The 26,324-nt window shown below is 42.7% G+C and carries 26 protein-coding genes; 15 read left to right on the top strand and 11 right to left on the bottom strand.

Going from position 1 to position 26,324, the window contains the following annotated elements; all coding sequences use genetic code 11:
• Positions 1-67: 67 nt before the first annotated feature.
• The 6 genes from AC1DV1_RS04115 to ubiE form a co-directional block, all read right to left on the bottom strand.
• Complete coding sequence (locus tag AC1DV1_RS04115) at positions 68-730, bottom strand: CBS domain-containing protein (RefSeq protein ID WP_477355668.1); 663 nt, start codon at positions 728-730, stop codon at positions 68-70.
• A 2-nt stretch (positions 731-732) separates the two neighbouring features.
• Complete coding sequence (locus AC1DV1_RS04110; RefSeq protein WP_477355665.1) at positions 733-1,494, bottom strand: alpha/beta fold hydrolase; 762 nt, start codon at positions 1,492-1,494, stop codon at positions 733-735.
• Positions 1,495-1,654: 160 nt separating this feature from the next.
• Complete coding sequence (locus AC1DV1_RS04105) at positions 1,655-2,104, bottom strand: GatB/YqeY domain-containing protein (protein ID WP_477355662.1); 450 nt, start codon at positions 2,102-2,104, stop codon at positions 1,655-1,657.
• Between the two features lie 195 nt (positions 2,105-2,299).
• The gene (locus AC1DV1_RS04100; RefSeq protein WP_477355659.1) at positions 2,300-3,058 is read right to left on the bottom strand and encodes an SDR family oxidoreductase; all 759 of its coding nucleotides are present in this window, start codon (positions 3,056-3,058) and stop codon (positions 2,300-2,302) included.
• Positions 3,059-3,257: 199 nt separating this feature from the next.
• A complete protein-coding gene (gene porT, locus AC1DV1_RS04095) occupies positions 3,258-3,992 on the bottom strand; it encodes a type IX secretion/gliding motility protein PorT/SprT (protein ID WP_477355656.1) in 735 nt (244 codons plus the stop codon).
• Positions 3,989-4,720 (bottom strand): bifunctional demethylmenaquinone methyltransferase/2-methoxy-6-polyprenyl-1,4-benzoquinol methylase UbiE, encoded by a 732-nt coding sequence (gene ubiE / locus AC1DV1_RS04090; RefSeq protein ID WP_477355653.1) that lies wholly within the window; start codon positions 4,718-4,720, stop codon positions 3,989-3,991. Before ubiE ends, porT begins: the two co-directional genes overlap by 4 nt.
• Positions 4,721-4,935: 215 nt before the next feature.
• Here ubiE and AC1DV1_RS04085 point away from each other — a divergent pair, with 215 nt between their 5' ends.
• Positions 4,936-6,309: a Gfo/Idh/MocA family protein gene (locus AC1DV1_RS04085; RefSeq protein WP_477355650.1), complete on the top strand. Its 1,374-nt coding sequence runs from the start codon at positions 4,936-4,938 to the stop codon at positions 6,307-6,309.
• Between the two features lie 111 nt (positions 6,310-6,420).
• Positions 6,421-7,158, top strand: a complete 738-nt coding sequence (locus AC1DV1_RS04080) for a 3-keto-disaccharide hydrolase (protein ID WP_477355647.1) — start codon at positions 6,421-6,423, stop codon at positions 7,156-7,158.
• 110 nt (positions 7,159-7,268) lie between these two features.
• Here the strand turns inward: AC1DV1_RS04080 and AC1DV1_RS04075 are convergent, their stop codons facing one another.
• On the bottom strand, positions 7,269-7,754 hold the full coding sequence (locus AC1DV1_RS04075) for a VOC family protein (protein ID WP_477355644.1): 486 nt from the start codon (positions 7,752-7,754) through the stop codon (positions 7,269-7,271).
• Between the two features lie 145 nt (positions 7,755-7,899).
• Between AC1DV1_RS04075 and yihA the strand changes: the two genes are divergently transcribed.
• The 5 genes from yihA (at position 7,900) to AC1DV1_RS04050 (ending at position 11,682) form a co-directional block, all read left to right on the top strand.
• Positions 7,900-8,523, top strand: a complete 624-nt coding sequence (gene yihA / locus AC1DV1_RS04070; RefSeq protein WP_477355641.1) for a ribosome biogenesis GTP-binding protein YihA/YsxC — start codon at positions 7,900-7,902, stop codon at positions 8,521-8,523.
• Between the two features lie 99 nt (positions 8,524-8,622).
• Positions 8,623-9,036, top strand: coding sequence for an endonuclease domain-containing protein (locus tag AC1DV1_RS04065; protein ID WP_477355637.1), 414 nt, complete (start codon positions 8,623-8,625; stop codon positions 9,034-9,036).
• Positions 9,037-9,101: 65 nt separating this feature from the next.
• Positions 9,102-9,965 carry a UbiA-like polyprenyltransferase gene (locus AC1DV1_RS04060; RefSeq protein WP_477355634.1) on the top strand — a complete coding sequence of 288 codons (864 nt, stop codon included), beginning with the start codon at positions 9,102-9,104 and terminating at the stop codon, positions 9,963-9,965.
• Positions 9,953-10,558 carry a Crp/Fnr family transcriptional regulator gene (locus AC1DV1_RS04055; protein WP_477355631.1) on the top strand — a complete coding sequence of 202 codons (606 nt, stop codon included), beginning with the start codon at positions 9,953-9,955 and terminating at the stop codon, positions 10,556-10,558. Before AC1DV1_RS04060 ends, AC1DV1_RS04055 begins: the two co-directional genes overlap by 13 nt.
• 188 nt (positions 10,559-10,746) lie before the next feature.
• Complete coding sequence (locus tag AC1DV1_RS04050; protein WP_477355628.1) at positions 10,747-11,682, top strand: NAD-dependent epimerase/dehydratase family protein; 936 nt, start codon at positions 10,747-10,749, stop codon at positions 11,680-11,682.
• Positions 11,683-11,762: 80 nt separating this feature from the next.
• On the opposite strand, the gene AC1DV1_RS04045 is transcribed toward AC1DV1_RS04050, so the two are convergent.
• The gene (locus AC1DV1_RS04045; protein WP_477355625.1) at positions 11,763-12,614 is read right to left on the bottom strand and encodes a glycosyltransferase; all 852 of its coding nucleotides are present in this window, start codon (positions 12,612-12,614) and stop codon (positions 11,763-11,765) included.
• Between the two features lie 168 nt (positions 12,615-12,782).
• Between AC1DV1_RS04045 and AC1DV1_RS04040 the strand changes: the two genes are divergently transcribed.
• From AC1DV1_RS04040 to AC1DV1_RS04030, 3 genes are all read left to right on the top strand, one after another.
• Entirely contained in the window at positions 12,783-14,486 is a 1,704-nt protein-coding gene (locus AC1DV1_RS04040) for a M3 family oligoendopeptidase (protein ID WP_477355621.1), read from the top strand.
• Between the two features lie 401 nt (positions 14,487-14,887).
• On the top strand, positions 14,888-17,107 hold the full coding sequence (locus AC1DV1_RS04035; RefSeq protein ID WP_477355618.1) for an alpha-galactosidase: 2,220 nt from the start codon (positions 14,888-14,890) through the stop codon (positions 17,105-17,107).
• A 225-nt stretch (positions 17,108-17,332) separates the two neighbouring features.
• The gene (locus AC1DV1_RS04030; protein WP_477355615.1) at positions 17,333-17,998 is read left to right on the top strand and encodes a hypothetical protein; all 666 of its coding nucleotides are present in this window, start codon (positions 17,333-17,335) and stop codon (positions 17,996-17,998) included.
• Here the strand turns inward: AC1DV1_RS04030 and AC1DV1_RS04025 are convergent, their stop codons facing one another.
• Positions 17,999-18,664 (bottom strand): phosphatase PAP2 family protein, encoded by a 666-nt coding sequence (locus AC1DV1_RS04025; RefSeq protein WP_147056496.1) that lies wholly within the window; start codon positions 18,662-18,664, stop codon positions 17,999-18,001.
• A gap of 80 nt (positions 18,665-18,744) precedes the next feature.
• On the opposite strand from AC1DV1_RS04025, the gene AC1DV1_RS04020 reads away from it, so the two are divergent.
• From AC1DV1_RS04020 to AC1DV1_RS04010, 3 genes are all read left to right on the top strand, one after another.
• Positions 18,745-20,679, top strand: a complete 1,935-nt coding sequence (locus AC1DV1_RS04020; protein ID WP_477355612.1) for an amino acid permease — start codon at positions 18,745-18,747, stop codon at positions 20,677-20,679.
• 11 nt (positions 20,680-20,690) lie between these two features.
• On the top strand, positions 20,691-21,122 hold the full coding sequence (locus AC1DV1_RS04015; RefSeq protein WP_477355609.1) for a DUF5655 domain-containing protein: 432 nt from the start codon (positions 20,691-20,693) through the stop codon (positions 21,120-21,122).
• 83 nt (positions 21,123-21,205) lie between these two features.
• Positions 21,206-21,631, top strand: coding sequence for an endonuclease domain-containing protein (locus AC1DV1_RS04010; RefSeq protein WP_477355606.1), 426 nt, complete (start codon positions 21,206-21,208; stop codon positions 21,629-21,631).
• An 85-nt stretch (positions 21,632-21,716) separates the two neighbouring features.
• On the opposite strand, the gene AC1DV1_RS04005 is transcribed toward AC1DV1_RS04010, so the two are convergent.
• Positions 21,717-22,343, bottom strand: coding sequence for a phosphatase PAP2 family protein (locus tag AC1DV1_RS04005; protein WP_477355602.1), 627 nt, complete (start codon positions 22,341-22,343; stop codon positions 21,717-21,719).
• Between the two features lie 268 nt (positions 22,344-22,611).
• The gene (locus AC1DV1_RS04000) at positions 22,612-24,561 is read right to left on the bottom strand and encodes a KUP/HAK/KT family potassium transporter (RefSeq protein ID WP_477355599.1); all 1,950 of its coding nucleotides are present in this window, start codon (positions 24,559-24,561) and stop codon (positions 22,612-22,614) included.
• Between the two features lie 473 nt (positions 24,562-25,034).
• On the opposite strand from AC1DV1_RS04000, the gene AC1DV1_RS03995 reads away from it, so the two are divergent.
• Positions 25,035-25,499: a T9SS type A sorting domain-containing protein gene (locus AC1DV1_RS03995; RefSeq protein WP_477355596.1), complete on the top strand. Its 465-nt coding sequence runs from the start codon at positions 25,035-25,037 to the stop codon at positions 25,497-25,499.
• A 162-nt stretch (positions 25,500-25,661) separates the two neighbouring features.
• Complete coding sequence (locus AC1DV1_RS03990) at positions 25,662-26,273, top strand: fumarylacetoacetate hydrolase family protein (RefSeq protein WP_477355593.1); 612 nt, start codon at positions 25,662-25,664, stop codon at positions 26,271-26,273.
• The last annotated feature ends 51 nt before the right edge of the window (positions 26,274-26,324 follow it).

Raw genomic sequence — 26,324 nt, 5'->3', positions numbered from 1 at the left:
TTGATCTATCTGATCAGCCGGCAAAGCTATCGAACTTTCCACAAATGAACCAGTGAACCAATGAGTATCAAAGATTCAAATAATTCATGAGCGAATCGTACCGGTCGCGGGCGTTATCGTTGTTGTCGGTATGGTTAAAGGTTGCTTTAATATCATACTCATAACGGAGGAATGTGGCTACAATGGTTGATATATCCTGCTTGTTTATTTTTAACGTTACTTCCATCCGGGTTGAATCGGGGAAGGTTTGTACGTATGAACTTAGCACCTGGGCATTATCCGATTCGACAATTTGCGACATGTGTGCCAGGGAATTATTTTTATTATTGATCTCGAGCACGATAATACCACCTGGCTGAGATACAGCCGTAATTTTGGCAAAGTACTCCGTAATGGCGTTTATAGATATCATGCCGAGGTAATTATGCTTGGTATCAAGCACGGGCACTATGGTAAGCTGGCGTTCATAAAACAGGCGGATAACATCATAAATATGCTGATCCTCCAACACGTAAGGGTTTACCAGCGACAATGCCAATGCGCCTACAGGCACCTGCATATCGCTTTCGTTAACCATGTCATCCTCGGCTATCAGTCCCAGAAACTGTTCTTCATTTACAATTGGCAAATGGCGCACACGAAACTCCACCATACGGTCATAAACCTTCTGTATCGGGTCAGAAGTGTGTACCGGTGGTATCGCGTTAGCTATCAACTCAATTGCAACCATGTTTATTCTTTTATTTTTTCTAAAAACGCACCCAGCAACACGTTAAACTCATCGGGCCGCTCCATCATAGGAGCGTGGCCACATTTATCAAGCCAGTGCAATTCGGCATTGGGTAATAATTCGTTAAACTCCACTGCTACCTCGGGCGGGGTTATTTTATCATCACGGCCCCATATTAAACAAACCGGAAGCTGCATTTTATGAAGATCTTTTTTCATATTATGCCTGATAGCCGATTTTGCCATGGCCAGCAGCCTTATAACACTATGCCTGTCGTTTACTAACTTGTATACGTCATTAACCAGTTCATCTGTTGCAACAGCAGGGTCATAAAAAGTATATTGTACTTTTTCTCTTACAAAATCAATACTCTCGCGCCGCGGGAACGAACCCCCAAAAGCGTTTTCATATAAACCCGAGCTGCCGGTTAGTACCATCGCTTTTATATTTTCTGGATGGGCCAAAACATATACTAAAGCCACATGCCCGCCAAGCGAATTACCGAGCACTGTAATATTGCTCAGTTTTTTAAACTTGATAAATTTATGCACAAATTTGGACAAGCTTTTAACACCTGTAGTAATAAGCGGCATATCATAAATAGGCAATATAGGTATTAATACGCGGTATTTTGATTTAAATTGATTAACCACGCCATCCCAATTGCTCAATGAACCCATTAAACCGTGCAGTAGTAACAGCACCTCGCCTTCGCCCTCATCGATGTAACTAAAACCGTGTTCCTCTTTAAGCACGAAATCCATATAAATAATTAGTATTAATTTTCAATTAACTATACCAAAACCCGTTTTAGTATATAAAATGTGTTAATCCGCTGTAAAATTAGTTTACCGCGAACGAGTTGCAACAATTATAGCAATAATTTATCAATGTAGATGTTAACGTTATATTGATAAATTATTGCTATCCTAACAATTGGCGTACAACTTCTGATATAGTTTTACCATCGGCCTTGCCCGCAAGCTCCTTATTGGCCATGCCCATAACGCGGCCTAAGTCTTTTGTTGATGTGGCGCCTATACGGCCTATCAATTCCTCTAAGTAGCCTTCAATTTCAAACCGGGTCATTTGTTGTGGCAAATAAGGCTCAATTACCCGCATTTCTTCCATCTCAATCTCGTACAAATCTTCGCGGTTTTGCTTACGGTAAATATCGGCCGACTCTTTACGCTGTTTAATCAGTTTTTGCAGCACTTTAATTTCAGCCTCTTCGGTAAGTTCCTCGGCGGCTCCTTTTTCAGTTTTGGCTAATAACAAGGCCGATTTTATAGCCCGAAGCCCTCTTAAACGATCTGGCTGTTTGGCCAGCATGGCCAGTTTTATATCCTGGTCTATTTGTGTGATTAGTGACATTATTTAATTAGTGAATTATTGAGTTAGTGAATTATTGATTTTTGATGTGCAGCCTGGTTAGATGTGCAGATTAAAAACTTAGATGCGGAGATGATTAAGTCGCTGACCGTAAACTGAACATTTTCAAATCTTCAAATTTTCAAATCAATCAATCAATCAATCATCTGCACATCTAAAATCTGCATATCTGCACATCTACTTCCTAAATATATTCCCGGCCGTGGCTTGTGCTGTTGGCATAATTACCAGGTCGTTGATGTTTACGTGGGGCGGGCGCGATGCTACAAACCAAATGGTTTCGGCAATATCCTGTGCTACCAGGGGTTCAAACCCATCATATACTTTTTTGGCCCTTTCCTTATCGCCTTTAAAGCGCACTTCCGAAAACTCGGTTTCTACGGCACCGGGATGCACGGCCGTAACCCTGATGCCGTGCGGCAGTAAATCAATACGCATACCTTTATTTAAGGCATCAACAGCATGTTTGGTAGCACAGTACACGTTTCCATTCAAATAAACCTCTTTGCCTGCTATCGAGCCCAGGTTAATGATATGGCCTTTACCATTTTCAATCATCCAGTTTGATACAATGCGGCTTACATATAATAAACCTTTAACATTGGTATCAATCATGGTTTCCCAGTCATCAATATTGCCGTTTTGTATCGGGTCCAGCCCCTGGCTTAGCCCGGCGTTGTTAATCAGTACATCAACATTTTTCCATTGGGCGGGTATACCGTCAAGGTTTTCCTGCACCTGGGCACGGTCGCTCACATCAAATGATGCTATGGCTATCTCCGTATCATATTTTTTGTTTAGATGGCCGGCCAGCTTCTCCAGCCTTTCCAGCCTGCGGCCGGTAAGTACCAGGTTATATCCTTCGCGGGCAAATACGTGCGCGCATGCTTCGCCTATGCCCGATGTTGCGCCTGTGATTAATGCAATTTTACTCATAATAGAAGTATAACTATGGCTGCGAAATTATGTTTTTTAGTTTGGATTATTGTCGTGTGTGGGTAATAAGCCTCACCCAGCCCCTACCCGACGAGGAGGGCTTAAAAAAAGCACGAAAGTCTCCCCTTCCGGGGGAGATTATTCATGCTTAATTTTTCTTGTAGGAGTTCATGAGGGCTACGCCGTTTAGAGGGGCTTATTACTCAAAAAACAAACTAAACATCACCGTATGCAACGACAACTTACTGATAGGTGCCGAAAACGGGTGATTCTCGGGCACCAGGATGTTGCCAAACGAATTGGATACTTTTATTTGTGGCGACAGCTTAAAAAACTCGAAATAGATGTCACATCCCAGGCCGGCTTCGTAGGAGCTAAATCCGCCAGCGTTTTTTACCATCTTATCTAAAGGATCAAGATTGGTTTCATCCTTTTTGGTGCCGATGGCCTTGGTGTATTTTACTCCCCCCAAAATATAAGCGCGAAAATCGCCCAACCTGTCGGATTTTAGCTTGAAAGAAAGGGGGATTTCTACCGAGGTGGTCTGAATTTGTTTTACTTGGTTTTGGTCGGGATTAGCGTAAGTATAACTCAGGTTCCGGTCGGCAAAAACCAGCGAAGGGGTTACGCGTACTTCAAAATGTTCGGTTAAGGTGTAGCGGGTTAAAAAACCAATGGCAAAGCCGGGCTGGCTTTTTGAGCCTATGCTGTTTACCGAGTCGGTGATGTTTTTGTTGGTAGCGGCATCAAAAAAGGGCTTGCGCCAGTCGGGCTTTTTTACTATCCGCAGGTCGCTGCTTACATAACTAAAGCTAAAACCAAAGCTCAGGTCTTGCTGATCGGCCCCTCCGCCCCATGCCGGTACGTATTGTGCCAGCGAAATTTTGCTGCAAAATAAAAGGCATAAAAGTAAGAGGTACCGGTTTTTGATCATTTAACGCCTGTGTATATTGAACAAATTCCAAACGCCAACGGCCTGTGTTTGGTATTTTTAAAGCCAACTTTATCCATTAAAGCCACAAAATTTTTGCCATCAGGGAAGGCCGCAACAGACTCAGGCAGGTAGCTATAAGCGCGGGAATCTTTGCTGAATAACTTGCCAATACCCGGCGTTATATAATTAAAGTAAAAATTGTACAATTGCTTTACAGGGAATGCCTTTGGTTTTGAAAACTCCAATACCACTGCTTTGCCACCTGGTTTTAAAACCCGTTGAATATCGGCCAGGCCAACTTCCAGGTTCTCGAAATTACGTACGCCGTAAGCTACCGTAACTGCGTCAAACCCGTTATCAGCAAAAGGCAGTTTCTCCGAATCGCCAAGTTTCACCGAAAACTTATCGCTCAACCCGCGTTTAGCTATTTTTTGGTCGGCAATGTCCAGCATTCCGCGCGAGATATCCACACCAATAATTCTTTCGGGTTTCAGGATCTTTAAGGCCTCAAAGGCAAAATCGCCTGTGCCGGTAGCCACATCGAGGATCAGTTTGGGTTGATCTTTTTTTAATTCGTTGATAGCCTTTTTACGCCAGATGATATCGATGCCCAAAGACATGAAATGATTCAAAAAATCGTAGGTTTTTGATATATTATTGAACATATCGGCCACCTGTTCTTTCTTGGTGGTCTGCTCATTATTGTACGGAGTTATGGTTTTGCTCATTTTTATAATGTGCGCAAAGATAGCGATTGTATGTTGATTGATTTTATCTGGTTGGATTAAGTTGACAGCCTTGTGTAAATGTTAAGTCAATTCACTAATTTTAAAAACCAATTTAACGCCAAAACAAATGCGGCAAGACTATCCTATTGATAGGATAACAATTTTTACCGGCTCATTTTTAATTAAATTATACATCAATTGAATGTCCCTTATCTATGAAAGAAAAACAAGAATCCTCGCGCCGAAGTTTTATTAAAAAATTAACCACAACCACTGCCGCCGTTGCTGTTGGCAATAGCCTGTTTGCATCGCAAAGTACCGTTAAACCTTTCGCCATATTAAAAAGGCAATTGGGCTATGAATATAACGACCAGATCAACATAGCCCTGATAGGCGCCGGTGGTATGGGTAACAGCGATACCGACACAGCACTAAAAATCCCTGGTGTAAAACTGGTGGCCGTTTGCGATTTGTACGATGGCCGCCTTAAAGATGCCAAAACCAAGTACGGCGCCGACATTTTTACCACCCGGGTTTATAAAGAGATCCTGAACCGTAAAGATATTGATGCCGTTATTATTGCCACACCCGATCATTGGCACCAGCAAATATCTGTTGATGCCATGCATGCCGGCAAACATGTGTACTGCGAAAAACCCATGGTACACGCCATTACCGAAGGCCCTGCCGTAATAAAAGCCCAGCAGGACACCGGTAAAATTTTCCAGGTAGGCAGCCAGGGCGTATCATCATTAGGTAACGAGAAAGCGCATGAGCTGTTAAAAAGCGGCGCTATTGGCCAGCTGAATTATGCCGAGGGGTTTTGGGCGCGCCGCGAACCGCTGGAGGTTTGGCAATACCCCATCCCGGCAGATGCATCGCCCCAAACGCTGGATTGGGAAACCTATATCAGCAACACCAAAAAACGCCCCTTTGACGAAAAAAGGTTTTTCCGCTGGAGAAATTATACCGATTACGGCACCGGTATGGCCGGCGATTTATTTGTGCACCTATTTTCGAGCCTGCACTTTATAACCGACTCGATGGGCCCGAATAAAATTTATGCATCGGGCGGGCTGCGTTTCTGGAACGATGGCCGCGAAGTACCCGATGTATTGCTGGGCACTTTTGATTACGGCAAAACCCAGGCGCATCCGGCATTCAACCTTTCGTTGCGCTGCAATTTTGTGGATGGCACCAGCGGCACCACCTATTTAAAACTGGTTGGCAGCGAAGGCTCGATGGATATTACCTGGGACAAGGTAACCCTTAAACGCAACAAAACTTTTGCCAGCGACGATCCCTTTTATTTAGATAAGTTAAAGAAAGCCGGTGTTGGCTATGCCGAACGTAAAAAAATGCTGCCACCCGAAGAAATTACCTACGATGCCGACAAGGGCTACATCGGTGGCCCATATGATCATATGAACAATTTTTTCAATGCCATCCGCAATAATGGCAAGGTAACCGAAGATGCTGTATTTGGTTATCGCGCTGCCGCACCTGCCCTGTTATGTAACGATAGCTATTATAACAATAGCCCCATGTTTTGGGATCCGGAGAAAATGCAGGTAGCAAAAAAGAGTTAAGAGTCAAGAATCAAGAGTTAAGACAAAAAATTCCCGTAACCTAAGGGTCTCTCGGTAGAGGACCCTGAGGATTCAGGATCATGATAAGTAGTTTACCGATCTATTAAACTTATGAAACAACATTTTAAAAAACTGGGCTTGGTAATGACTGCCGCGGCTTTGGTTTGTGTGCAAACATCGGCGGTTAGCGTAAAAGTACCGCCGCACGTAAAAAAAGCAACTGTTAAAAAAGGCCCATGGGTAAACCTTTTTGATGGTAAAACTTTAAATGGCTGGCACAGCTTCAACAAAAAGGGTGAAGTTAAAAACTGGACTATTGTTGATGGTGCCCTGGTTTGCCTTGGCGCGGCCGAAGGCGATACCGGCGGCGATATTGTAACCAATAAAGCTTATACCAACTTTGAGCTGGAGTGGGAATGGAAAATTGATAAGGGCAGCAACAGCGGCGTACTATACCATGTAATTGAAGACCCGAAATACCATGCTACCTATAACACCGGTCCCGAATACCAGATCATCGACGATGAAGGCTGGCCCGACAAATTGGAAGAATGGCAAAAAACGGGCTGCGATTATGCCATGTATCTGCCCAACACCCTTAAAAAACTGGAGCAGGTTGGTAAATGGAACATCAGCAAAATAGTGTTCAACAATGGCCATGTAGAGCACTGGCTAAACGGATCGAAAATAATTGCTTTTGAAGCCTGGACCGACGAATGGAACAAGAAAAAAGCCGAAGGTAAATGGAAAGATTATCCCGACTACGGTACCGCCAAAACCGGCTTAATTGCCCTGCAGGACCACGGGCATAAAGCCTACTTCCGGAACATCAGGATAAAGGAGCTTTAACACGATTTAAGGATTTTGCAGGATTGACAGGATTTTTTTGATTGAACCTGGATTAAGCTGATTTACAAGATTATAGAGTATTTTGTAGACCACTTAATCCTGCACAATCCTTAAATCGTGTTCAGTAAACCTTCAATATCCAGCTGGCGGGTAAACATGGTCAGTTCGCCTTTTTCATCCAGCGGCCATTGTTCTCTGGGGCGGTCCCAGTAAAGCTCAACGCCATTCTGGTCGGGATCATTCAGGTAGATGGCTTCGGATACGCCATGGTCAGATGCGCCGGTGATGGGGTATTTGGCATCAATCAGCCGCTGCAAAATTGCAGCAAGATCTTTGCGTTCGGGGTAAAGTATAGCTGTATGGTACAAGCCAGGCGCATATTCAGGCGCCGGTGAAGCACCTTTACTATGCCAGGTATTTAAACCGATGTGGTGATGATAGCCGCCGGCAGATATAAAAGCCGCCTGATCGCCGTACAGCATCATTTTATCAAAGCCCAGCAAACAGCAATAAAAATCAAGGGATTTTTGCAGATCGCTTACCTTTAAGTGCACGTGACCAATGCGGGTTTGGGCAGGAATTTTATAATCGTTCATTATATTACATGTTTAAACATCAAATTTAAGTATTATTGCGCTTACATTTGTTTACCCATTGTAAAACAACGCGAAGCAAAGCAAGCATGTACCTGTACGGGTTAGCGGGCGTATGCTTGCAGTTAAAAATAATTACCTTTGCAGCATGATTGTTAAAACGGCCGAATTTATTTGCAGCAATACCCAAATTTCGAAGCTACCGCCACCCATTAAGGCCGAGTACGCTTTTATAGGGCGCTCAAACGTAGGCAAATCTTCGCTGATCAATATGCTCACGCAAAAAAAAGGATTAGCCAAAACATCGCAAACACCGGGTAAAACCCAGCTGATAAATCATTTTTTCATTAACGACAGCTGGTATATTGTTGATTTACCCGGCTACGGATACGCCCGCGCATCCAAAACAAACAAAGCCAACTGGAATAAATTTATTCATAACTACCTTGATAAGCGCGAAAGCCTGCAATGCGTTATGGTATTGATAGATAGCCGCCTGGAGCCGCAAAAAATAGATATCGAATTTTGTAACTGGCTGGGCGAAAAAGGCTTGTCGTTTGTGCTGGTTTTCACCAAGGCCGACAAACAATCGAGCGTTAAAACCGATCAGAACATAGCCAAATTTAAAAAAGCCATGCTGGAAACTTTTGAAGAAGCCCCGCAATACTTCATCACCTCGGCCGAATTACAATTGGGCCGGGACGAGATTTTGGGGTTCATAGATAATATTAATAAGAGTTTTGTGGTGCCACATTTTGAACCGAGGGATTAAAAAGTCCTGTTCTTTTTGATCCCCTCTCGAGAGGGGCGCGAAAGAAAGTGCGGCTGCAGGGGTGTGTTGTACGCCATTAAAGCAAAGCGATACGTATTTATGCCACGCAAAATAATACCATACAACCCAAACCTAAAAGACTTAGCCCGCAAGCTAAGAAACGATAGCTCCTTGGGCGAAGTATTACTTTGGAATGAAATAAAAGGAAAAGGATTTGGTTTTGATTTTCATAGGCAAAAACCGTTGTTAAATTATATTGTAGACTTTTATTGCAGTGAGTTAAATTTGGTGATTGAAGTTGACGGGCATTATCATAATCACGAAGAAAAAGTGGAGGCCGATATTTTACGGGACCAGGAGCTTGCAGAACATGATTTAACAGTAATTCGTTTTACTGAACAGGAAGTAAGAAAAGATATTGCTAATGTTTTAAGAACAATTGAGAGCTATGTTGCAGAACACACCCCTCCCCCCTCTCAAGAGGGGAATCGCACGGGGCCAGCACTTTTTTGATCTGCTTTGATTTGTAAACGCAGTGTACATCGAAAATAACCCCATAAAAAGGGATACAAAATAACATGAAAAAATACCTTTCATTAGTAACATTCACCCACACCATTTTCGCCATGCCGTTTGCATTTATCGGCTTTTTTTTGGCGGTAACCACTACGCAGCACACATTCGACTGGCGTAAGCTGTTGCTTATGGTGCTGTGCATGATCTTCGCCCGTAATTCGGCCATGGCTTTTAACCGCTATTTGGATAGGGATATTGATGCCCAAAACCCGCGCACCAAGCAGCGGGATATACCGGCGGGCCGTATCAGCGCGGCTTCGGCGTTAACCTTTACATTGATCAATTGCGGCTTGTTTATAGCAGCCACATTTTTTATTGATCCGTCGAATCACCTGTGCTTTTACTTATCGCCGATAGCCTTGGTTGTAGTTATGGGCTATAGCGCAACTAAACGCTTTACGGCACTTTGCCACTTGGTTTTAGGTCTGGGATTGTCTTTAGCTCCAATCGGCGCATACTTAGTAGTTGCTGGCGAATTTGCGTTAACACCCATATTCTTCTCACTATCGGTTTTATGCTGGGTTAGTGGCTTTGATATTATTTATGCGTTGCAGGATGAGGATTTCGACCGCAGCCAAAACCTGCATTCTATCCCGGCCTATTTGGGTAAGGTAAACGCATTAAGGTTATCAACATTTTTGCATGTGTTATCGGCTTTATTTATCATGATGCCGGTATTTTTTACTCATGTAGGTATTTTATACTATGTTGGGATAGCTTTTTTCTGCGCTATGTTAATTTACCAGCACCTGTTGGTAAAACCAAACGATTTGAGTCGGGTAAACTTTGCTTTTATGACCACCAACGGCATTGCCAGCGTTGTATTTGCGGTGTTATTTCTGTTAGATAGAATATGGACGCGCTAACCGCTATCGGCAAATTCCGTGAACATGTGGAAACATATGTAAAGCTGAACGATGCCGAATGGCTTGTATTAGCGCCGCTTTTGGAGGTAATCAATCTTAAAAAAAAGAAAAATTTTGCGGAGCCAGGTAAAACTTGCGATAAAATTGGGCTGGTAGTGCAAGGGGCGGTCCGCTATTTCCATGTAAAGGATGGGGAAGAAATTACCGGTTACTTTAGCTTCGAGAGTGAGTTACTAAGCTCATATAAGAGTTTTTTAACCGGTACCCCGGCTTCAAACTATATCCAGGCACTGGAAGACACGCAAATAGTTGCCCTTAGCTATAAAGCGATGCAGCAAATTTATACCCACGAACTCATTGGTTATAAAATGGAGCGTTTTGGCAGATTAGTAGCCGAGCATTACCTCATTTGCTATGAAGATAGGGTAGCATCCTTCATTACTCAAACACCCGAAGAACGCTACAACAACCTGCTTGAAACCGGTGGCGAAGTAATGCAGCGCATCCCGCAACATTACATAGCCAACTTTTTAGGCATCACACCCGTTTCGCTTTCGCGGATCAGGCGGAGGATCATGAAGATAAGCGCCTGATGAGCTCAAAGCGGAAGGCTTAAGGCCAAAAGCTAAGCTCCGCAATTCAACTAAAATGTCTAAGTCATCTGCACATCTGAAATCTGCACATCAAATCCTGTATAATCCTTAAATCGTGTTTTTCTTATCTTTTGTTAACGTTTTGACATTCAAAGCTAACCTACCTTTGGATAAACAAAAACGAAAAAATGATGCACACCATATTAGGAGCCGGCGGCACAGTAGCAAATGCCCTTAGCCGCGAATTGATTAACGCCAACCAAACCGTTCGTTTGGTTAGCCGTAAACCGGTAAACATTACAGGTACAAATGTAACCTGGCAAAAAGCAGATCTGCTAAACTATGATGAGGTTTTGGCAGCTGTCCAGGGATCGGCAGTTATTTACATGGCGGCAGGCATTGTTTATGATGCCGCCATCTGGCAGGCGCAATGGCCTGTTATTATGCAAAATGTCATCAACGTTACGAAAGCCACTGGGGCCCGATTAATATTTTTTGACAACATATACATGTATGGCCTGGTTAATGGGCCCATGACAGAGGATACTCCCTACAACCCCGGTAGCAAAAAAGGACAGGTACGCGCAGGCATTGCCAATATGCTGATGGACGAGGTTAAGGCCGGTACTATCCGTGCTTCCATTGCACGAGCGCCCGATTTTTACGGCACCGATTCATTAAACAGTTTTGTGGATATGATGGTAATAACCAAGTACGCCGCTAAGCAAACCGCCCAGTGGATTGGCGATCCAAACAAAAAACACAACTTTATTTACATCCCCGATGCCTGTAAAGCGATGTTTCTGCTTGGCCAAAACCCCGATAGTGATAACCAGGTATGGCACCTGCCCACCCCGTCGGCTATAACCGGCAAAGAGTTTATGGCTATTGCCGCCCGGGCGTACGGCGTAAAACCTAAATTCTTTATTTTACGCAGGTACATGCTGTGGCTGATAGGCCTGTTCCAAAAAGTGGTTATGGGCACTGTTGAGATGTACTACCAATACGATCATGATTATATTTTTGACAGCAGCAAATTTGAAAAGGCTTTTAATTTTAAACCTACAAGCTATGAGGAAGGGCTAAAAGAATTGTCGAAAACACTGTATAAACCAAAGGCTTAACCAGTAAAAAATAATGAAGGCCCGAAAATGCTAAAGCGATAACTTTCGGGCCTTGTTATCAATAACTGCCTTGACCAAACTTACTTAACTTTTAATAACGAACGTAATTTACGGGCAATAACATTCCTGATATAATAAAACGCCCTAAGTTTTCTATCAGCGGGCCTATAAACATCCCACCAAAGCAGGTAGGCGCGGTCTACAATTCGCGGGCTGCGGATGTTAAGCAATTTACCATCGTGAAACCAGGGCTTATCATATCCCCAATAGTGGATAATGGCAATATCCGTATCCAGCCGGCTATTGTTATAACTAAATTTAAAATGATCTAATTTGGCATAAAGCTCTATTTCATAAACAGGCACGTTGTATTTATGATGCAGATGCAGGTGCTTATCATTGGGCCAGTTGTTGTAAAATGAGTGCAAAAAGCCCTGGTCGCTCCCATCATCTGATGGGGTGGTATCAATTAGTGCATACATCTGTTCAGCAAGTGCTCTATCTGGTACTACAACCAAAAAACCTGCGTTTAGCGCGTCCCAATGGCTATTCACGGGGTTTAATGCGCCGGCCACAACTGCCGACATATGCTGGCAATCAAAAAGTTCCTCTATGTTGCAACAAACCAGCATATCGGCATCTATATAAACCACTTTATCAAACTCGTCCTGTTCAAAAATCCGCAGCTTGGTATACATGTGCCTAAAATTACGCTCGTCATTTCCCAGTTCGTTGGGATTTTTTATTCGCTCTACGTATTTGTGTTTAATATTCCGGCTATCGAGGGCGGCTAAAGATTTGGGCGAGACCAGGTCCGTTGTCAATACTAACAGGCCGTAAGTGTAATTATATTTTTTAATCGAATTGTTTAAAGCAAGCACGCCGGGCAAAAAGCCGTCGGTACCCAAAAATGTGATAAAAGAGTAGTTCATTTTTTGCACCGTCAAAACTGTTTTTACAATTTTAACTAACCAAATGTAATTAAAAGTTGGCAAATGGATATTGACATGCCAACGACATCTTTCCGGCTTACAGAATTTGCTAACTTTCCCACTAAATCTGCATATTTGCATAGCTGCATATTTGCACATCTAAAAATTATGATCCACAAAAAAACAAGAAAATATATCCCGGCTACACTTGATATTAAATGGGAAACGCTTGAACCTTTTTATAAAGAATTGTTAGACCGTTCCATCAACTCGGCCCACGAACTGGAAAAATGGCTGCATGACAGGAGCGAATTGGAAGCTGCTTTAGAGGAAGACTCGGCCTGGCGCTATATTCGCATGACCTGCGATACCACCAGCGAAGAGCTGTTGCAAAGCTTCCAGTACTTCGCTACCGAAATTTCGCCCAAAATTGCGCCTTACGATAACGGACTGAATAAAAAACTGGTTGCAAGTCCTTACATCGACCAGTTGGACGGCGAAAAGTATTTTGTGTTTTTGCGGGCGATCAAAAAAAGCTTAGAACTTTTCCGCGAAGAGAATATCCCGGTACAAACCGAGATACAGGTGGAGCAGCAAAAATACCAGTCGATAACCGGCGCTATGTCGGTCCATATTGATGATAAGGAATATACCCTTGAGCAGGCATCGGTGTTTTTAAAAGGCACAAATCGGGCTAAGCGCCAGGAAGTTTGGGAAAAGATAACCGGTCGCCGTTTACAGGAAAAAGACACACTGGATACCCTTTTTGACCACCTGCGTAAACTTCGTCATAAAGTGGCGCTGAATGCAGGCTTCGAAAACTTCAGGGATTACATGTTCCAGGCATTGGGCCGTTTTGACTACACGCCGCAGGATTGCTATGCGTTCCATGAGGCAATCGAAAAGGAGATTGTTCCTATCCTGCGCGAACAAGCCGAAAAACGCCAGAAAGCGCTTAATTTACCTGCTTTAAAACCATGGGATATGGATGTAGATGTATCGGGTAAGCCGGCACTGAAACCGTTTCAAAACGGTAATGACCTCATCGAAAAATCAATCCAGTGTTTTAGTAACATCAACCGATACCTGGGCGAGCGTTTAGAGATCATGAAGGATAACAACCTGTTTGATGTGGAAAGCCGCAAAGGCAAAGCACCGGGCGGTTACAACTACCCGCTATCTGAAACCGGCGCACCTTTCATTTTCATGAATTCGGCCAACACCTTTCGCGATTTAACCACCATGGTACATGAGGGCGGGCACGCGGTACATACCTTCCTTACTGCCGACCTCGAGCTGAATGATTTTAAACATTGCCCATCTGAAGTTGCCGAACTGGCTTCTATGTCGATGGAGCTGATCTCGATGGATAACTGGAACGTATTTTTTGATAACGAAGAAGACCTGAAACGCGCCAAACGTGATCAATTGTTCGATGTATTGAAAACCCTGCCGTGGGTGGCCGTGGTAGATCAGTTTCAGCACTGGATTTATACCAACCCCGACCATACCGATGCCGATCGACGTGCCGCCTGGATGGAAATTTACGAACCATTTGGCGCCGGTTTTGTTGACTGGAGCGACCACCCGGATGCCGAAGCAAACCTGTGGCAAAAGCAACTGCACATTTTTGAAGTGCCATTTTACTATATTGAGTATGGCATGGCCCAGTTAGGCGCTATCGCGGTATGGAAAAACTATAAAGAAAACCCCGAAAAAGGCTTACAGCAATACCTGGATGCCCTGAAACTCGGCTATACCAAAACCATCAAAGAAATTTACGAAACCGCGGGAATTAAGTTTGATTTCAGCGCCGAATATGTAAAAGAACTGGCCGAGTTTGTAAAGGGCGAGATGGACAAGATTGGGTAAAAGAGCTCTTATTAAAACCGTCATTGAGTATCCATCAGGCAAAACCTGAAAAAAATATCATGACGCGCAACTAAATATAGTTAAATCAATGCCCTAAAGTACCGTCATTGCGAGGTACGAAGCAATCCCGAACTATGTGGAATTTAGCATGTAGGGGATTGCTTCGTCCCTCGCAATGACGGACATTTTATACTCACAGTCAATAACTTACAAACGCGTCATTGTAAGACATTGATTATCAAATTCATCTCCCCCAAGATAGAAATCGCATAATTGCGTCTCCTTCATACAAATCATACAACGCCTGAAGTGCAACAGCATCTAAATAACTGTTTATATGCCGGCAGCTTGCTTAATGCTCTAAACATATCTTATTTTTATGCCAATCAATTACTAAACACTTGAAATCAGCTAAATCAATTTGGGGCCGGTTAACGTTCATATGCCTGTTTATTGGCGCTTGCCAAAATATCTCCCCGCTGTACGCACAATCGTTGCCCGTTTGGAATACCGCCACAGGGCAAAATGAACCGGCAGATTGGCTGGTTAAACCTGCACTTGAAAAAGCTGCCATATACCAAAGTACCGACGGTAAGAACATTATTTTATACAATGGCTTACTAAAGCGAAGCTTCCGCATTACGCCCAATGTTGCCTGCTACGATTTTATTAACCTGCAAAACCATCAGCAGTTATTACGTTCGGTAAAACCCGAAGCACGCATCCAGGTAAATGGCAAAAGCTATAACGTTGGCGGCCTGTATGGTCAAAAGGAAAATGCCTACCTGGTTCCCGGTCAGTTGGATGAGCTTAAAGCTGATGACGCTGATTTCAAATTCAGCCATTACCTGGTAAGCCCCATCAAAACTGTCATCAACTGGAAAAGTGATGGTTGGTGGGCCACTAATAAAAAACAGGCTACAGGCAAAACAATCACTTTTGTTTACCAATCGGCACTTCATGATTTAAAAGGCATTGTTGTAAACGTACATTACAGCATTTATGATGGCCTGCCCCTTATCAGTAAATGGGTTAGCATTCAAAACCAATCAACAGGCAGTATTACAGTTGGCCAGGTGGCTAACGAAATACTGGGCATGGTAGAAGAAGAAACCGCCGTAGTTGGCAGTACAACCCAAATGCAGCCGCTGCGTGGTATTTATTTTGAAAGCAATTACGCGTTTAACAACGCCATGCGCTATATTCTTAGCGACCAAACCACGCACTGGAAGGCCGACCCAGCCTATACATCGCAGGTTAACTATGATTATCAAACACCTTGCCTGCTTGAGGTATATCCCGAAAGGGTATTTGGTGTACAGCTAAAGCCTGGCGAAGATTTTACATCAATACAAACCTATGAATTGCTGATGGATAGCTATGACCGCGAGCGGCGCGGCCTGGCCATACGCAAAATGTACCGTACCATTGCACCCTGGGTAACCGCCAACCCCATTTTTATGCACCTGGTAAGCAAAAATGACGATGAGGTACGCGCCGCTATTGATCAATGCGCAGCAACTGGCTACGAGGCCCTGATTATGAGCTTTGGCAGCCAGGTAAACCAGGAAGATACCACCATGCAAAATTTAAACCGGTGGAAAGCGCTCGCCAATTACGCGCATAGTAAAAACATTAAAATTGGCGGCTATTCGTTGTTCAGCTCCCGGCGAATCAGCGACTCGGATGATGTTATCGATCCCAAAACCAACAAACCGGGCGGCGCGCTTTTCGGTAACGCGCCTTGTTATGGCAGTAAATGGGGATTGGGCTATCGCGATAAAATTAAAAAGTTTTATGCCGCAACCGGTTTTGATATTTGGGAAAACGATGGCCCCTACCCTGGCGATGTTTGTGCATCCACCACTCATCCAGGCCATAAAGGTTTAGAAGACAGCCAATGGCAGCAAATGGCTATTCAAAAAGAACTGTACCACTGGCTAAATAACCTTGGTGTTTACATTAATGCCCCTGACTGGTATTTTTTAGATGGTACGAACAAAATTGCCATTGGCTACCGCGAAGTGAATTTTTCGCTTTCGCGCGAGCAGCAGGTGATACTGAACAGGCAAAACATTTTTGATGGCCTTTGGAACGAAATTCCATCAATGGTGTGGGGATTTGTGCCGCTTACCAAATACCAGGGCGGCGGCCCCGAGGCCGTGCTTGAACCACTAAAAGATCATTTAAAGGATTATAAAGCCTTAATGATGCAATATTATGGCGCCGGGGTGCAAGCCTGCTATCGCGGCCCGCGTTTGTATGATAGCCCCGCAACAAAGCAAACCGTAACCGGGGTAATTAATTGGTATAAAAAGTACCGCGACATTCTTAACTCAGATATCATTCATTTAAGGCGTGCCGATGGGCGCGACTGGGATGGCATTATGCATGTAAACCCGCAGCTACCGGTTAAGGGGCTTATTATGTTGTATAATCCGCTTAAACAAAAAATAACGCGGACCATCAAGATACCGCTTTATTACACGGGGCTTACGCAATCGGCAACGTTTTTGGAGCAGGGAAAATCGAAAATCAACGTAAAACTTAACCGCGATTATACCGCCAACTTAACTTTTACAATAGATGCCGAAAGCTATACATGGTATTTGATAGAGTGATAATACCATCGACACAACTGATTATAAAAATCAATTCATAAACTAAACGGAGTTAAGCACAGATTGCATTAACAACAATTATTGTTTCTCGCTTTTGAATTACTCATTAATCACCATTGGCCAACCAATTAAAGAACAAGCAATTACCATTTCATCATTATCGTCAAAAAGCGTGATTACTGATTATTTTTAAAACTGTTTGCTCTTTTTATAGTTAAACAATCTATGAAAAAGACAATTTTAAGTTTAAGCCTCGTCCTGTTTGCGACTTTAGGTTTTAGTCAGATACTTAAACCCGTAAAGATTGATAGTTTGGTTACGGTCTCTTTACCAGCAAACTTTACCAAGAAAGATACATTAGGTCAACAAATTTTCCAGGGTACTGCCGCCCTCGGATTTATAAGCGTAATACGCGTTCAAAACGCTGCCAACAATAAGCCGCTGAATAAAGAGCGGGACCTGAAAAAGGTATTTAATACTTTTGCTGATGGCATCAGGAAACAATCGCGCAACGGCAGTATCATGAACCCGCGCGACACAACCATTGGCAACCTTGAAGCACGGGTATTTACCCTAAGGATTGACAATAGCGGATCGACCGGCGAAGCGCCCCAGTTAAGAAAGTTTATTTTGTTATATACACAGGATGTAACATATACTTTTGAATATTATTACCCCGAAGCCAGAACCGAGCTTGCCAAAGCCGAGCTGAGAGAATTTTCGAACTCGATTAAAGTTGCGCCCGACTTGAAACGTAACGATCAGTATATTTCCAACGCAAAGGGTTTATCAACCCCGGTTAAAATTGGCCTATATGGCGGGCTGCCGCTCATTGTCATTATTGTACTGGTAACCATTCGCCGCAAAAAAAGGCTTGCCGCCGAAGGGTAATTATTTAAAAACTGTTTTAATTAACCCGGTACGCCATTTTTCGGAATGGATAAATTGCTTATTTTCCAGCCAGGTAAGCCACAAAACAGTAACTATTACCCCAATAGCCGAACCACCTATAACATCTTCAAAAAAGTGTTCGGTAAGATACATTCTTGAATAGCCAATTAATATGGCCATGAGTAAGGCTGGGATACCCCAGCCTTTTTTTGTTGCCAGGTAAGCCAGCACCACCGCTGCCGAAAAAGCACTGGTAGTGTGCCCCGAAGGGAAACTATTATACGTTAGTATCTCTACTCCTTTAACTGTATGTACAGGCGCCCATTGGTCTTTAAAATATAAACTGGGCCTTGGGGCATCGGCAAAATATTTAATTACCTGGGCCACAAACCCGGTTAAAAGATAGCTTGATGCCAGCAGCAGGAATTTACGATAGCTAAATAACAAAAAAACCAACGAGAGTGTAACCGCGGTAAGGCCGTCGCCAAGGTCGGTCATGTAGGGTTCAATGTAATCGGCCCAGGGGCTATTCCACCCGTTTACCGCAAAAAAAATCTGTTCGCGGGTATATAGTAGTTTGATAACCAAACAGGCGCACAAAACAATCAGGTAAAGTAAAAAAAATGGCCTTATCCTGTATAAAACATCTTGTACCCCTATCTTCATGATGCAAAGTAAGCATATACTTATCTAATGCAAAAAAATGATTATGTTTGGGAATAGGTTGCACTTATTATTTAAATTAAATGTCGAAAAGCATATTTCGTAAAAAATCGGTCTCGAAAATATTACATGATGTTGAATGCGGTTTCAGCGATAGCGAACATCCCGGCACAGTAAACTCCCAGCTAAAAAAAGAATTAAACGTAAAAGATTTAACCCTGATGGGGATAGCCGCCGTAGTTGGGGCCGGCATTTTTAGCACCATCGGCGAAGCCTCTTTTCACGGAGGGCCGGCTGTTTCCCTGTTATTTATTGTTACCGCCGTTACCTGCGGATTTTCAGCACTATGTTATGCCGAATTTGCATCGCGCATACCGGTAGCGGGCAGCGCCTATACTTACGCCTATGCTTCTTTTGGCGAGCTGATAGCCTGGATAATTGGTTGGGATTTATTAATGGAATATGCCATTGGCAACATTGCTGTAGCTATATCATGGAGCGAATATTTTGTAAACCTGCTTGAAGGCTTTAATATTCATTTACCTAAATATCTTACTATGGATTATGTTTCGGCCCTAAGAGGACACGAAGCTGTAACCAAACAGGGGGCGGTACTTGCAGATATTGCCGATAGGCTGAAAGCCGGGGCAATTGCCTGGGATAATGCGCCCGGCTTAGGTAATTTTAAGCTGATAGCTAATTTGCCGGCCCTGGCTATTGTTTTTATTATTACGTACCTGGTTTATATTGGTATCCGCGAAACAAAAAAGGCAACCAATGCCATGGTTATCTTAAAGATACTGATTGTTATTGCCGTTATTGTAGTGGGCTTTTTTTACGTTACCCCGGCCAACTGGCATCCTTTTATGCCTAATGGCTTTGGCGGCGTTATGAAAGGCGTTTCGGGCGTATTTTTTGCTTACATCGGCTTTGATGCTATTTCGACCACGGCCGAAGAATGCGAAAAACCGCAGCGCGACCTACCCCGCGGTATGATATATTCCCTTATTATTTGTACCGTTTTGTATATCCTGATAGCGCTGGTACTTACAGGTATGGTAAGTTATAAAGACTTACAAGTGGGCGATCCGCTGGCTTTTGTATTTGCTAAAGTTGGCTTGCATAAAGTAAGTTATGTAATATCCATAAGCGCGGTAATTGCAACGGCAAGCGTACTATTAATATTCCAGTTAGGGCAACCCCGTATCTGGATGAGCATGAGCCGCGATGGTTTATTACCAAAAGCGTTTTCCCGTATTCACCCTAAATATCATACTCCTGCTTTTGCTACTGTAATTACAGGTTTTGTGGTGGCAATACCGGCGTTATTCATGAACCTTACCGAGGTTACCGATTTAACCAGTATAGGCACTTTATTTGCCTTTGTACTGGTTTGTGGCGGTGTTTTATTACTACCGCGCGAAGAGGCGGTTAAAGGCAAATTTCATTTACCATACGCCAATGGCAAATACATAGTGCCATTGATAACTATCATTATCCTGGGCTCGATAGTTTACTTTAAACCCGCCCCCCAGGTTGAAATGATGCAGTTTAAGAAACTGAGAGAAAAACCCGCCATTATTGACGCCCTTAATGCAGGTGAAATAAAAGCTGTATACGCCTCTGTTGTTAAACTAAATACCGGCACCCCTACCCTGGCTGACTCCGCCTCGCAAAAAAAGTATTTTAAAGATTTGGAAGAAGATAGATTTAACAGCGCCTTACGGGCAGCACCTATCAGTGAGCTAAAAAAATACCATATTGGTTTTGATGGCTTCCTGTACAACTTCCCTAATTACCTGTTCTTTATTCTCATTATTATTATCGCTGTGTATAGCTTCCTCAAAAACTTCTCGCTGATACCCGTTTTAGGGCTCATGAGCTGCTTTTACCTCATGACCGAACTTGGCTATACCAACTGGCTACGGTTCCTGATATGGCTGGTAATAGGTTTGGTTATTTACTTTACCTACAGCTACAAAAACAGTGTATTAGGTAGGGAGGCTAAAACCGCCTAACCAATAACCTTATGTGGATATGCCCCATTTGTAGCCGCGAATTTGCAAACACCAACCAGGTACACTCCTGTCGCGAACGTAACCTGGGTGATTTTTTGCAGGGTAAATCCGCCCATACGGTTGAATTGTTTGATTACCTGGTAGAAGAACTTTTAGCCATGGCGCCCATCAAAGTTTATCCTACTAAAAGTATGATAGCATTTGGCCTGCACACCAATTTTGCCTACGTTACCCAATTAGGTAAAAACTTTATTGATGTGGTTTTTCCGTTTAATGAAATATATGCCGATAACCTCTGCTTCAGCAAAATAAAAACAGTACCCGGCACTAACCAGCACAATCATTATTTCAGGATGTATTTGAAGGAGGATATTAATGAGGAGGTGAGAAAGTATATGAGAAAAAGCCTCACCCAAACCCTCTCCAAAGGAGAGGGCTTTTGATTTGCAAGGCTGGTTTTGGCAGTCCCGTTCAAATAATAGATTCTGATTTTATGATATAAAATATAATCGGTTCAATTAGTTTCATGAGTAAAAATGATGTAAATATTACCGGCATTAAAAGCAAGTGGCAAGGATTCGAAACTGCCGACCTTATTTTATGGGAGATTCTTAAAGAGAATTCAAAGGCAAACAGGCGGCACCCCACCGAAGCAGAAAACATGATGTGGCAAATTTTAAGGAATAATAAAACCGGCTATAAAATAAGAAGGCAGCACGCCATTGATGGTTATATTGCTGATTTTGTTTGTTTGGGAAAAGGATTGGTCATTGAGGTAGACGGCGGGTATCATCTGTTTACCAAAGAACAGGATGATTTAAGAACTTCTGTTTTAAATGAATTAGGTTTTCACGTTATCCGGTTTACTAACGACCAAGTTTTAAAATATCCTCAAAATGTGTTTCTGAATATCAAAGAAATATTAGATAAACAACCCAACAGAAAAATTTAGCCAGACCTTTTCCTTGGTATTGATTTGGGTTTAAAAGCTTGAATTTTAGAAAAATACGTAGTGCTATTAGAGATATATTACGCGTTTAGTAAGAACCCTCTCCTTTGGAGAGGGCAGGGTGAGGCCTCTTCCCCACAATCCATTTCTGTAACTTCCAGGTAAGATATGCTGAGCCGGCGCCAACTATTGCCCCGCCCAGAACATCGCTTGGGTAGTGCACACCCAGGTACATTCGTGAATAGCCTACAGCGCTGGCAAATGCAAACGATGGTGCTATCACGTACCATTTAGGAATAGCCAAACTTAAGGATGTAGCGGTCGAAAATGCGAAAGCAGTATGTCCCGACGGGAATGACGGGTCTGTTGGGTATTCTTTGGCATAAATCACATCCGGGTGGGTAACAAAAGGCCGCTCGCGGTTAAATATTTTTTTAGCAGCAAAGGTTGCGCTACCTGCAACAATAAACGACGCGGCTGTTTGCAACCCGCTTATTTTAAGGTTATCATCGTGGTTAATATAGCCGGCAACAATTAAACTTATAGGGGCGGCTACGTTTACAATAACAGCTTTATCGCTTATAAATTTCCACTTACTATCGGCACCACTTGGCGGCCCGTTAATAGCTTTAAGCAGGTTAAGATCGGCGCCCTGGGCAAATAAACCAGTTGCAAAAAACAGGGCTAATAAGGTTAATTGTATCTTTTTGTTCACAGGATATTACTTCAGCTTTGTAAATATGTGAAAACAATCTGTAGTAATACTGAATTTATTTACCTCACCCTACCCTACTAAAAGGAGAAAGTTCAAAAAAACAGGCGTTAACTATGCTCCCGACAACGATACTTCGAAAAATCAGCACAAAAAGGTAGTAAACAAAAAAGTCCTCCCGAACAGGGAAGACTTTATTTAACTTTTTCTACTTCAGCAAAAAAAACAGCTTCAAATCGACCCCTCCATTTTGGAAAGGGTGTGACGAGGCCTAATTTACCCTATGAATTTCAATAGCATCAGGTATCGATAGCATTAACGGCACTTTTTCAACCGTAACAAAGCTTAAATCCAAACCAAAGCCACGTTCTTCTGAAAGGCTTAAATGCTTCAGGTAAACATAAAAATCCATGATAAAGCGCTCATAAAATGATAAGCTGTGCGAGCGGGAGAAAATTTTCTCAATCACCACAAACCTAAAATCACCAACAATTTTATGCTTATTTAATGATTTGTAATGGCTGGTGATATCAACTTCACCTTTCTTAACCAGGTCTTCAACCACTTTACGGAACAACAGGTTAATCTGCTGCTCAACCCGGAAGCCCAGTTTAAAATCGATACGGATCAGTTTATTAGGAATCAAAAAGTCAACCTCGTATTCGCGTTTGTAAGGCTCATCCACTACATCAACGTGAACCAGCCAATATACATCGGCCCGTTTTGGTTGCTTCTGTAAAATGGAGTAAACAATTTTCGATTCAATTTCCGAGTTAAAATTAGCGCTGGTTAAGTACACCAGTTGCGATGCATATTTAGGCACGCTTTCGTCGGCGCTCAGCTCGTTAATGATGTTGTAATAATCATCAATTCCAACAAATTTAACATAACGATTCCTGATCTTACGGGCAGTATGCCATGTCCACATCACCGTGAACAAAACAAAACCTATCGAAAGTGTAAACCAGCCTCCATGCAAAAACTTAACCAGGTTACCTGTCAGGAAGGTACCTTCAATAACCAGGTAAATTGCCAAAAATGTATTGATGATGTAGTTTGGTACCTTTTTCCTTTTCAGGAATTTTGATACCAGTATAGTGGTCATCAACATGGCTACGGTGATACTTAAACCATAAGCCGCCTCCATTTTATCCGAATGGCGAAATATTAGCACAACACCCAAACAGCCGGCCCAAAGCAGCCAGTTAACACTTGGCACATATAATTGCCCTTTTTGCTCAGATGGATAATTAATTTTCACTTTTGGCCAAAGGTTAAGCCTTACAGCCTCGGCAATCAGCGTGAACGATCCCGATATCAGCGCCTGGCTGGCAATAATTGCAGCTACGGTAGCGATACCGATACCAAATATCAAAAACCACTCCGGCATTATTTTATAAAAGGGGTTGTTCACGTTAAGGTCCATCACCGATCCGTTACTTTGCAGCAACCAAACCGCCTGGCCAAGGTAGTTTAAAATTAAACACGCTTTAACATAAATCCAGCTGATGCGGATGTTTTGCTTACCGCAGTGCCCCAGGTCAGAGTATAATGCTTCGGCCCCGGTAGTACACAAAAACACAGCACCCAATATAATAAACGCGTTGTGGCTATTTGTTGAACTTAACAATTCGTAAGCATAGTAAGGGTTAAGCGCCCTGACGATGCCTGGCGAATGTACGATGTAGGAGATACCGAGTACGCCCATCATCGTAAACCAGATAAACATAATTGGCCCGAATGCTTTACCTACCAGCGATGTACCAAATTGCTGTATAATAAACAGCCCGGTAATAATGGCTATCACTATTTTAACAGTTGGTAAATTGGGGTAATAGGTTTGCAAACCCTCAATAGCCGACGATATGGTAATGGGCGGCGTAATAATACCATCGGCAAGTAACGCGCAACCACCTACAACGGCAGGTACTATAAGCCATTTGGCTTTACGGCGCACCAACGAGAAAAGCGAAAAAATGCCACCTTCGCCCTTGTTATCGGCGCGCAGCGTTATTACCACATACTTTAGGGTAGTTTGCAGGGTTAACGTCCAAAATATAAGCGAAACTCCGCCTAATATTAATGTTTCTGAAATGTGGTTGGTGCCAACAATGGCTTTGAATACGTATAATGGCGAGGTACCAATATCACCGTAAATTATTCCTAAACTGATGAGCAGACCAGCTGCCGACAGTTTTTGCAGATCTTTATGATTTGACACTATGTGTTAGTTTGAGACGGCAAAAATATTAATTTTTTACATTTCAAAGTCAAATTATCAAGAATTCATGAAGAATTAAGAAGTTTTTTATAAATAATGTAAATTTTATGGCTATTTAATAAACAATAATGAAGTAATTGAAACCCAATGATGTATATTAATATAAATGTTAAAAAATCAAACAAAAAAAAGCGCCAAAAGCTATCTTTTTGAATTCCTTTAATAAATGTATAAAAAACACTATTTCATTCAAACTTAAATTAGGATTAAACGTATAAGGGTTTAGTCAGTCTATACTATAAAACAGTCCTCATTGTTAAATTTTGTTAAAAACATTAACAAAAACGTCAATTTCTTAGGCCGTGAGGGCATTATTTATACTTTTGTACTGAAACTTAATAATGAGGCGAAAAATTACTTACCCTTTTACTTACACATATGCATGGTCCGTATTAATTGCGATAGCAATTTTTATGAATTTTGCATTTGCCAAAGGGATTGCGTCTCCTCAAAAAGCCGATGCCAACAAATTTAAAAGCGATACCGTTTATCACGTAACCAAAACCAAAGGCGGTAAACCTTCTTATTTAAAAAACGGCCTTCACCTGGCATTGCCACCGTTAAAACCTGCGGTAACATCAACGGCGAAAGTAAATGTATCACGGCCTGATGATAAATTGTTAAACGATGTGCAGCTATACCCCAACCCCGTAACCGATCAGCTTAACCTTAAATACACCATAAGCCGCAACACCAATGTTACTGTTAAAATAATGGATGTTTTGGGCAACGATATTACTACCGTATTTAACCAGCGTGTTGAAGGCGGCGACCATAACATAAACTACCAAATTAATAACAAGCTTACCCGGGGCTTTTATTTTGTACGCGTAGTAGCCGGTACCGAATCGGTTATCAAACGGATCTCTGTTTTATAGTCATTAGTCATTGATTCATCGGCGCTTTTATTGTTTTGATTATCGAAACTATTTTTTCACCAACCCGAGAGGCACCAATGACAGCGAAGTGAAATGACCAATAACGCGAAGCACTGAACTCAACCTTTTTTTTTAGCTTTGGCATTTAAGCATATCGTATATATGAAGATTATTGCCATAGGCCGCAACTATGCCGAACATGCCAAAGAGTTAAATAACCCGGTGCCAACTGTCCCGGTTATTTTCATGAAGCCCGACACCGCACTTTTAAAAGATAACAAGCCTTTTTACCATCCCGATTTTTCGGAAGATATCCATCACGAGATTGAACTGGTGTTAAAGGTGAGTAAAGAAGGCAAACACATTGGCGAGAAATTTGCCGCCGGTTATTATGACGAGATAGGCCTGGGAGTTGATTTTACCGCCCGCGATATCCAAGCCCGCCATAAAGAAAAAGGCTTACCATGGGAACTGGCCAAGGCTTTTGATGGCTCGGCGCCAATCAGCAACTTTGTGCCCAAGGCTACTTTTCCTGATATCTATAATATCAATTTCAGGTTGGATATCAACGGCGAAACCCGCCAGCAGGGCAATACCAACATGCTGCTTTTCAGCTTCGAGAGTATCATCGCCTTTGTATCCCGCTATATCACCCTAAAAAAGGGCGACCTGATATTTACCGGCACACCTGCAGGCGTAGGCCGGGTAAAGGTTGGTGACAGGCTGGAAGGATATATCGGGGATGAAAAAATGCTGGATTTTTGGGTGAAGTAGAAAATGCACCTGTTGTTGTGTAGAGACGCATAATTGCGTCTCCGCATGCAA

The sequence above is a fragment of the Mucilaginibacter sp. P4_D1 genome, assembly GCF_056401935.1.
The sequence above is the reverse complement of the archived record's forward strand: the minus strand, read 5'-3'. Positions and strand labels throughout refer to the sequence as shown.

What these genes read in the sequence shown, in the direction of transcription:
- AC1DV1_RS04115 (WP_477355668.1), bottom strand. Translation starts at nt 730, where the DNA reads ATGGTTGCAATTGAGTTGATAGCTAACGCGATACCACCGGTACACACT.
- AC1DV1_RS04110 (WP_477355665.1), bottom strand. Translation starts at nt 1,494, where the DNA reads ATGGATTTCGTGCTTAAAGAGGAACACGGTTTTAGTTACATCGATGAG.
- AC1DV1_RS04105 (WP_477355662.1), bottom strand. Translation starts at nt 2,104, where the DNA reads ATGTCACTAATCACACAAATAGACCAGGATATAAAACTGGCCATGCTG.
- AC1DV1_RS04100 (WP_477355659.1), bottom strand. Translation starts at nt 3,058, where the DNA reads ATGAGTAAAATTGCATTAATCACAGGCGCAACATCGGGCATAGGCGAA.
- porT (WP_477355656.1), bottom strand. Translation starts at nt 3,992, where the DNA reads ATGATCAAAAACCGGTACCTCTTACTTTTATGCCTTTTATTTTGCAGC.
- ubiE (WP_477355653.1), bottom strand. Translation starts at nt 4,720, where the DNA reads ATGAGCAAAACCATAACTCCGTACAATAATGAGCAGACCACCAAGAAA.
- AC1DV1_RS04085 (WP_477355650.1), top strand. Translation starts at nt 4,936, where the DNA reads ATGAAAGAAAAACAAGAATCCTCGCGCCGAAGTTTTATTAAAAAATTA.
- AC1DV1_RS04080 (WP_477355647.1), top strand. Translation starts at nt 6,421, where the DNA reads ATGAAACAACATTTTAAAAAACTGGGCTTGGTAATGACTGCCGCGGCT.
- AC1DV1_RS04075 (WP_477355644.1), bottom strand. Translation starts at nt 7,754, where the DNA reads ATGAACGATTATAAAATTCCTGCCCAAACCCGCATTGGTCACGTGCAC.
- yihA (WP_477355641.1), top strand. Translation starts at nt 7,900, where the DNA reads ATGATTGTTAAAACGGCCGAATTTATTTGCAGCAATACCCAAATTTCG.
- AC1DV1_RS04065 (WP_477355637.1), top strand. Translation starts at nt 8,623, where the DNA reads ATGCCACGCAAAATAATACCATACAACCCAAACCTAAAAGACTTAGCC.
- AC1DV1_RS04060 (WP_477355634.1), top strand. Translation starts at nt 9,102, where the DNA reads ATGAAAAAATACCTTTCATTAGTAACATTCACCCACACCATTTTCGCC.
- AC1DV1_RS04055 (WP_477355631.1), top strand. Translation starts at nt 9,953, where the DNA reads ATGGACGCGCTAACCGCTATCGGCAAATTCCGTGAACATGTGGAAACA.
- AC1DV1_RS04050 (WP_477355628.1), top strand. Translation starts at nt 10,747, where the DNA reads ATGATGCACACCATATTAGGAGCCGGCGGCACAGTAGCAAATGCCCTT.
- AC1DV1_RS04045 (WP_477355625.1), bottom strand. Translation starts at nt 12,614, where the DNA reads ATGAACTACTCTTTTATCACATTTTTGGGTACCGACGGCTTTTTGCCC.
- AC1DV1_RS04040 (WP_477355621.1), top strand. Translation starts at nt 12,783, where the DNA reads ATGATCCACAAAAAAACAAGAAAATATATCCCGGCTACACTTGATATT.
- AC1DV1_RS04030 (WP_477355615.1), top strand. Translation starts at nt 17,333, where the DNA reads ATGAAAAAGACAATTTTAAGTTTAAGCCTCGTCCTGTTTGCGACTTTA.
- AC1DV1_RS04025 (WP_147056496.1), bottom strand. Translation starts at nt 18,664, where the DNA reads ATGAAGATAGGGGTACAAGATGTTTTATACAGGATAAGGCCATTTTTT.
- AC1DV1_RS04020 (WP_477355612.1), top strand. Translation starts at nt 18,745, where the DNA reads ATGTCGAAAAGCATATTTCGTAAAAAATCGGTCTCGAAAATATTACAT.
- AC1DV1_RS04015 (WP_477355609.1), top strand. Translation starts at nt 20,691, where the DNA reads ATGTGGATATGCCCCATTTGTAGCCGCGAATTTGCAAACACCAACCAG.
- AC1DV1_RS04010 (WP_477355606.1), top strand. Translation starts at nt 21,206, where the DNA reads ATGAGTAAAAATGATGTAAATATTACCGGCATTAAAAGCAAGTGGCAA.
- AC1DV1_RS03995 (WP_477355596.1), top strand. Translation starts at nt 25,035, where the DNA reads ATGAATTTTGCATTTGCCAAAGGGATTGCGTCTCCTCAAAAAGCCGAT.
- AC1DV1_RS03990 (WP_477355593.1), top strand. Translation starts at nt 25,662, where the DNA reads ATGAAGATTATTGCCATAGGCCGCAACTATGCCGAACATGCCAAAGAG.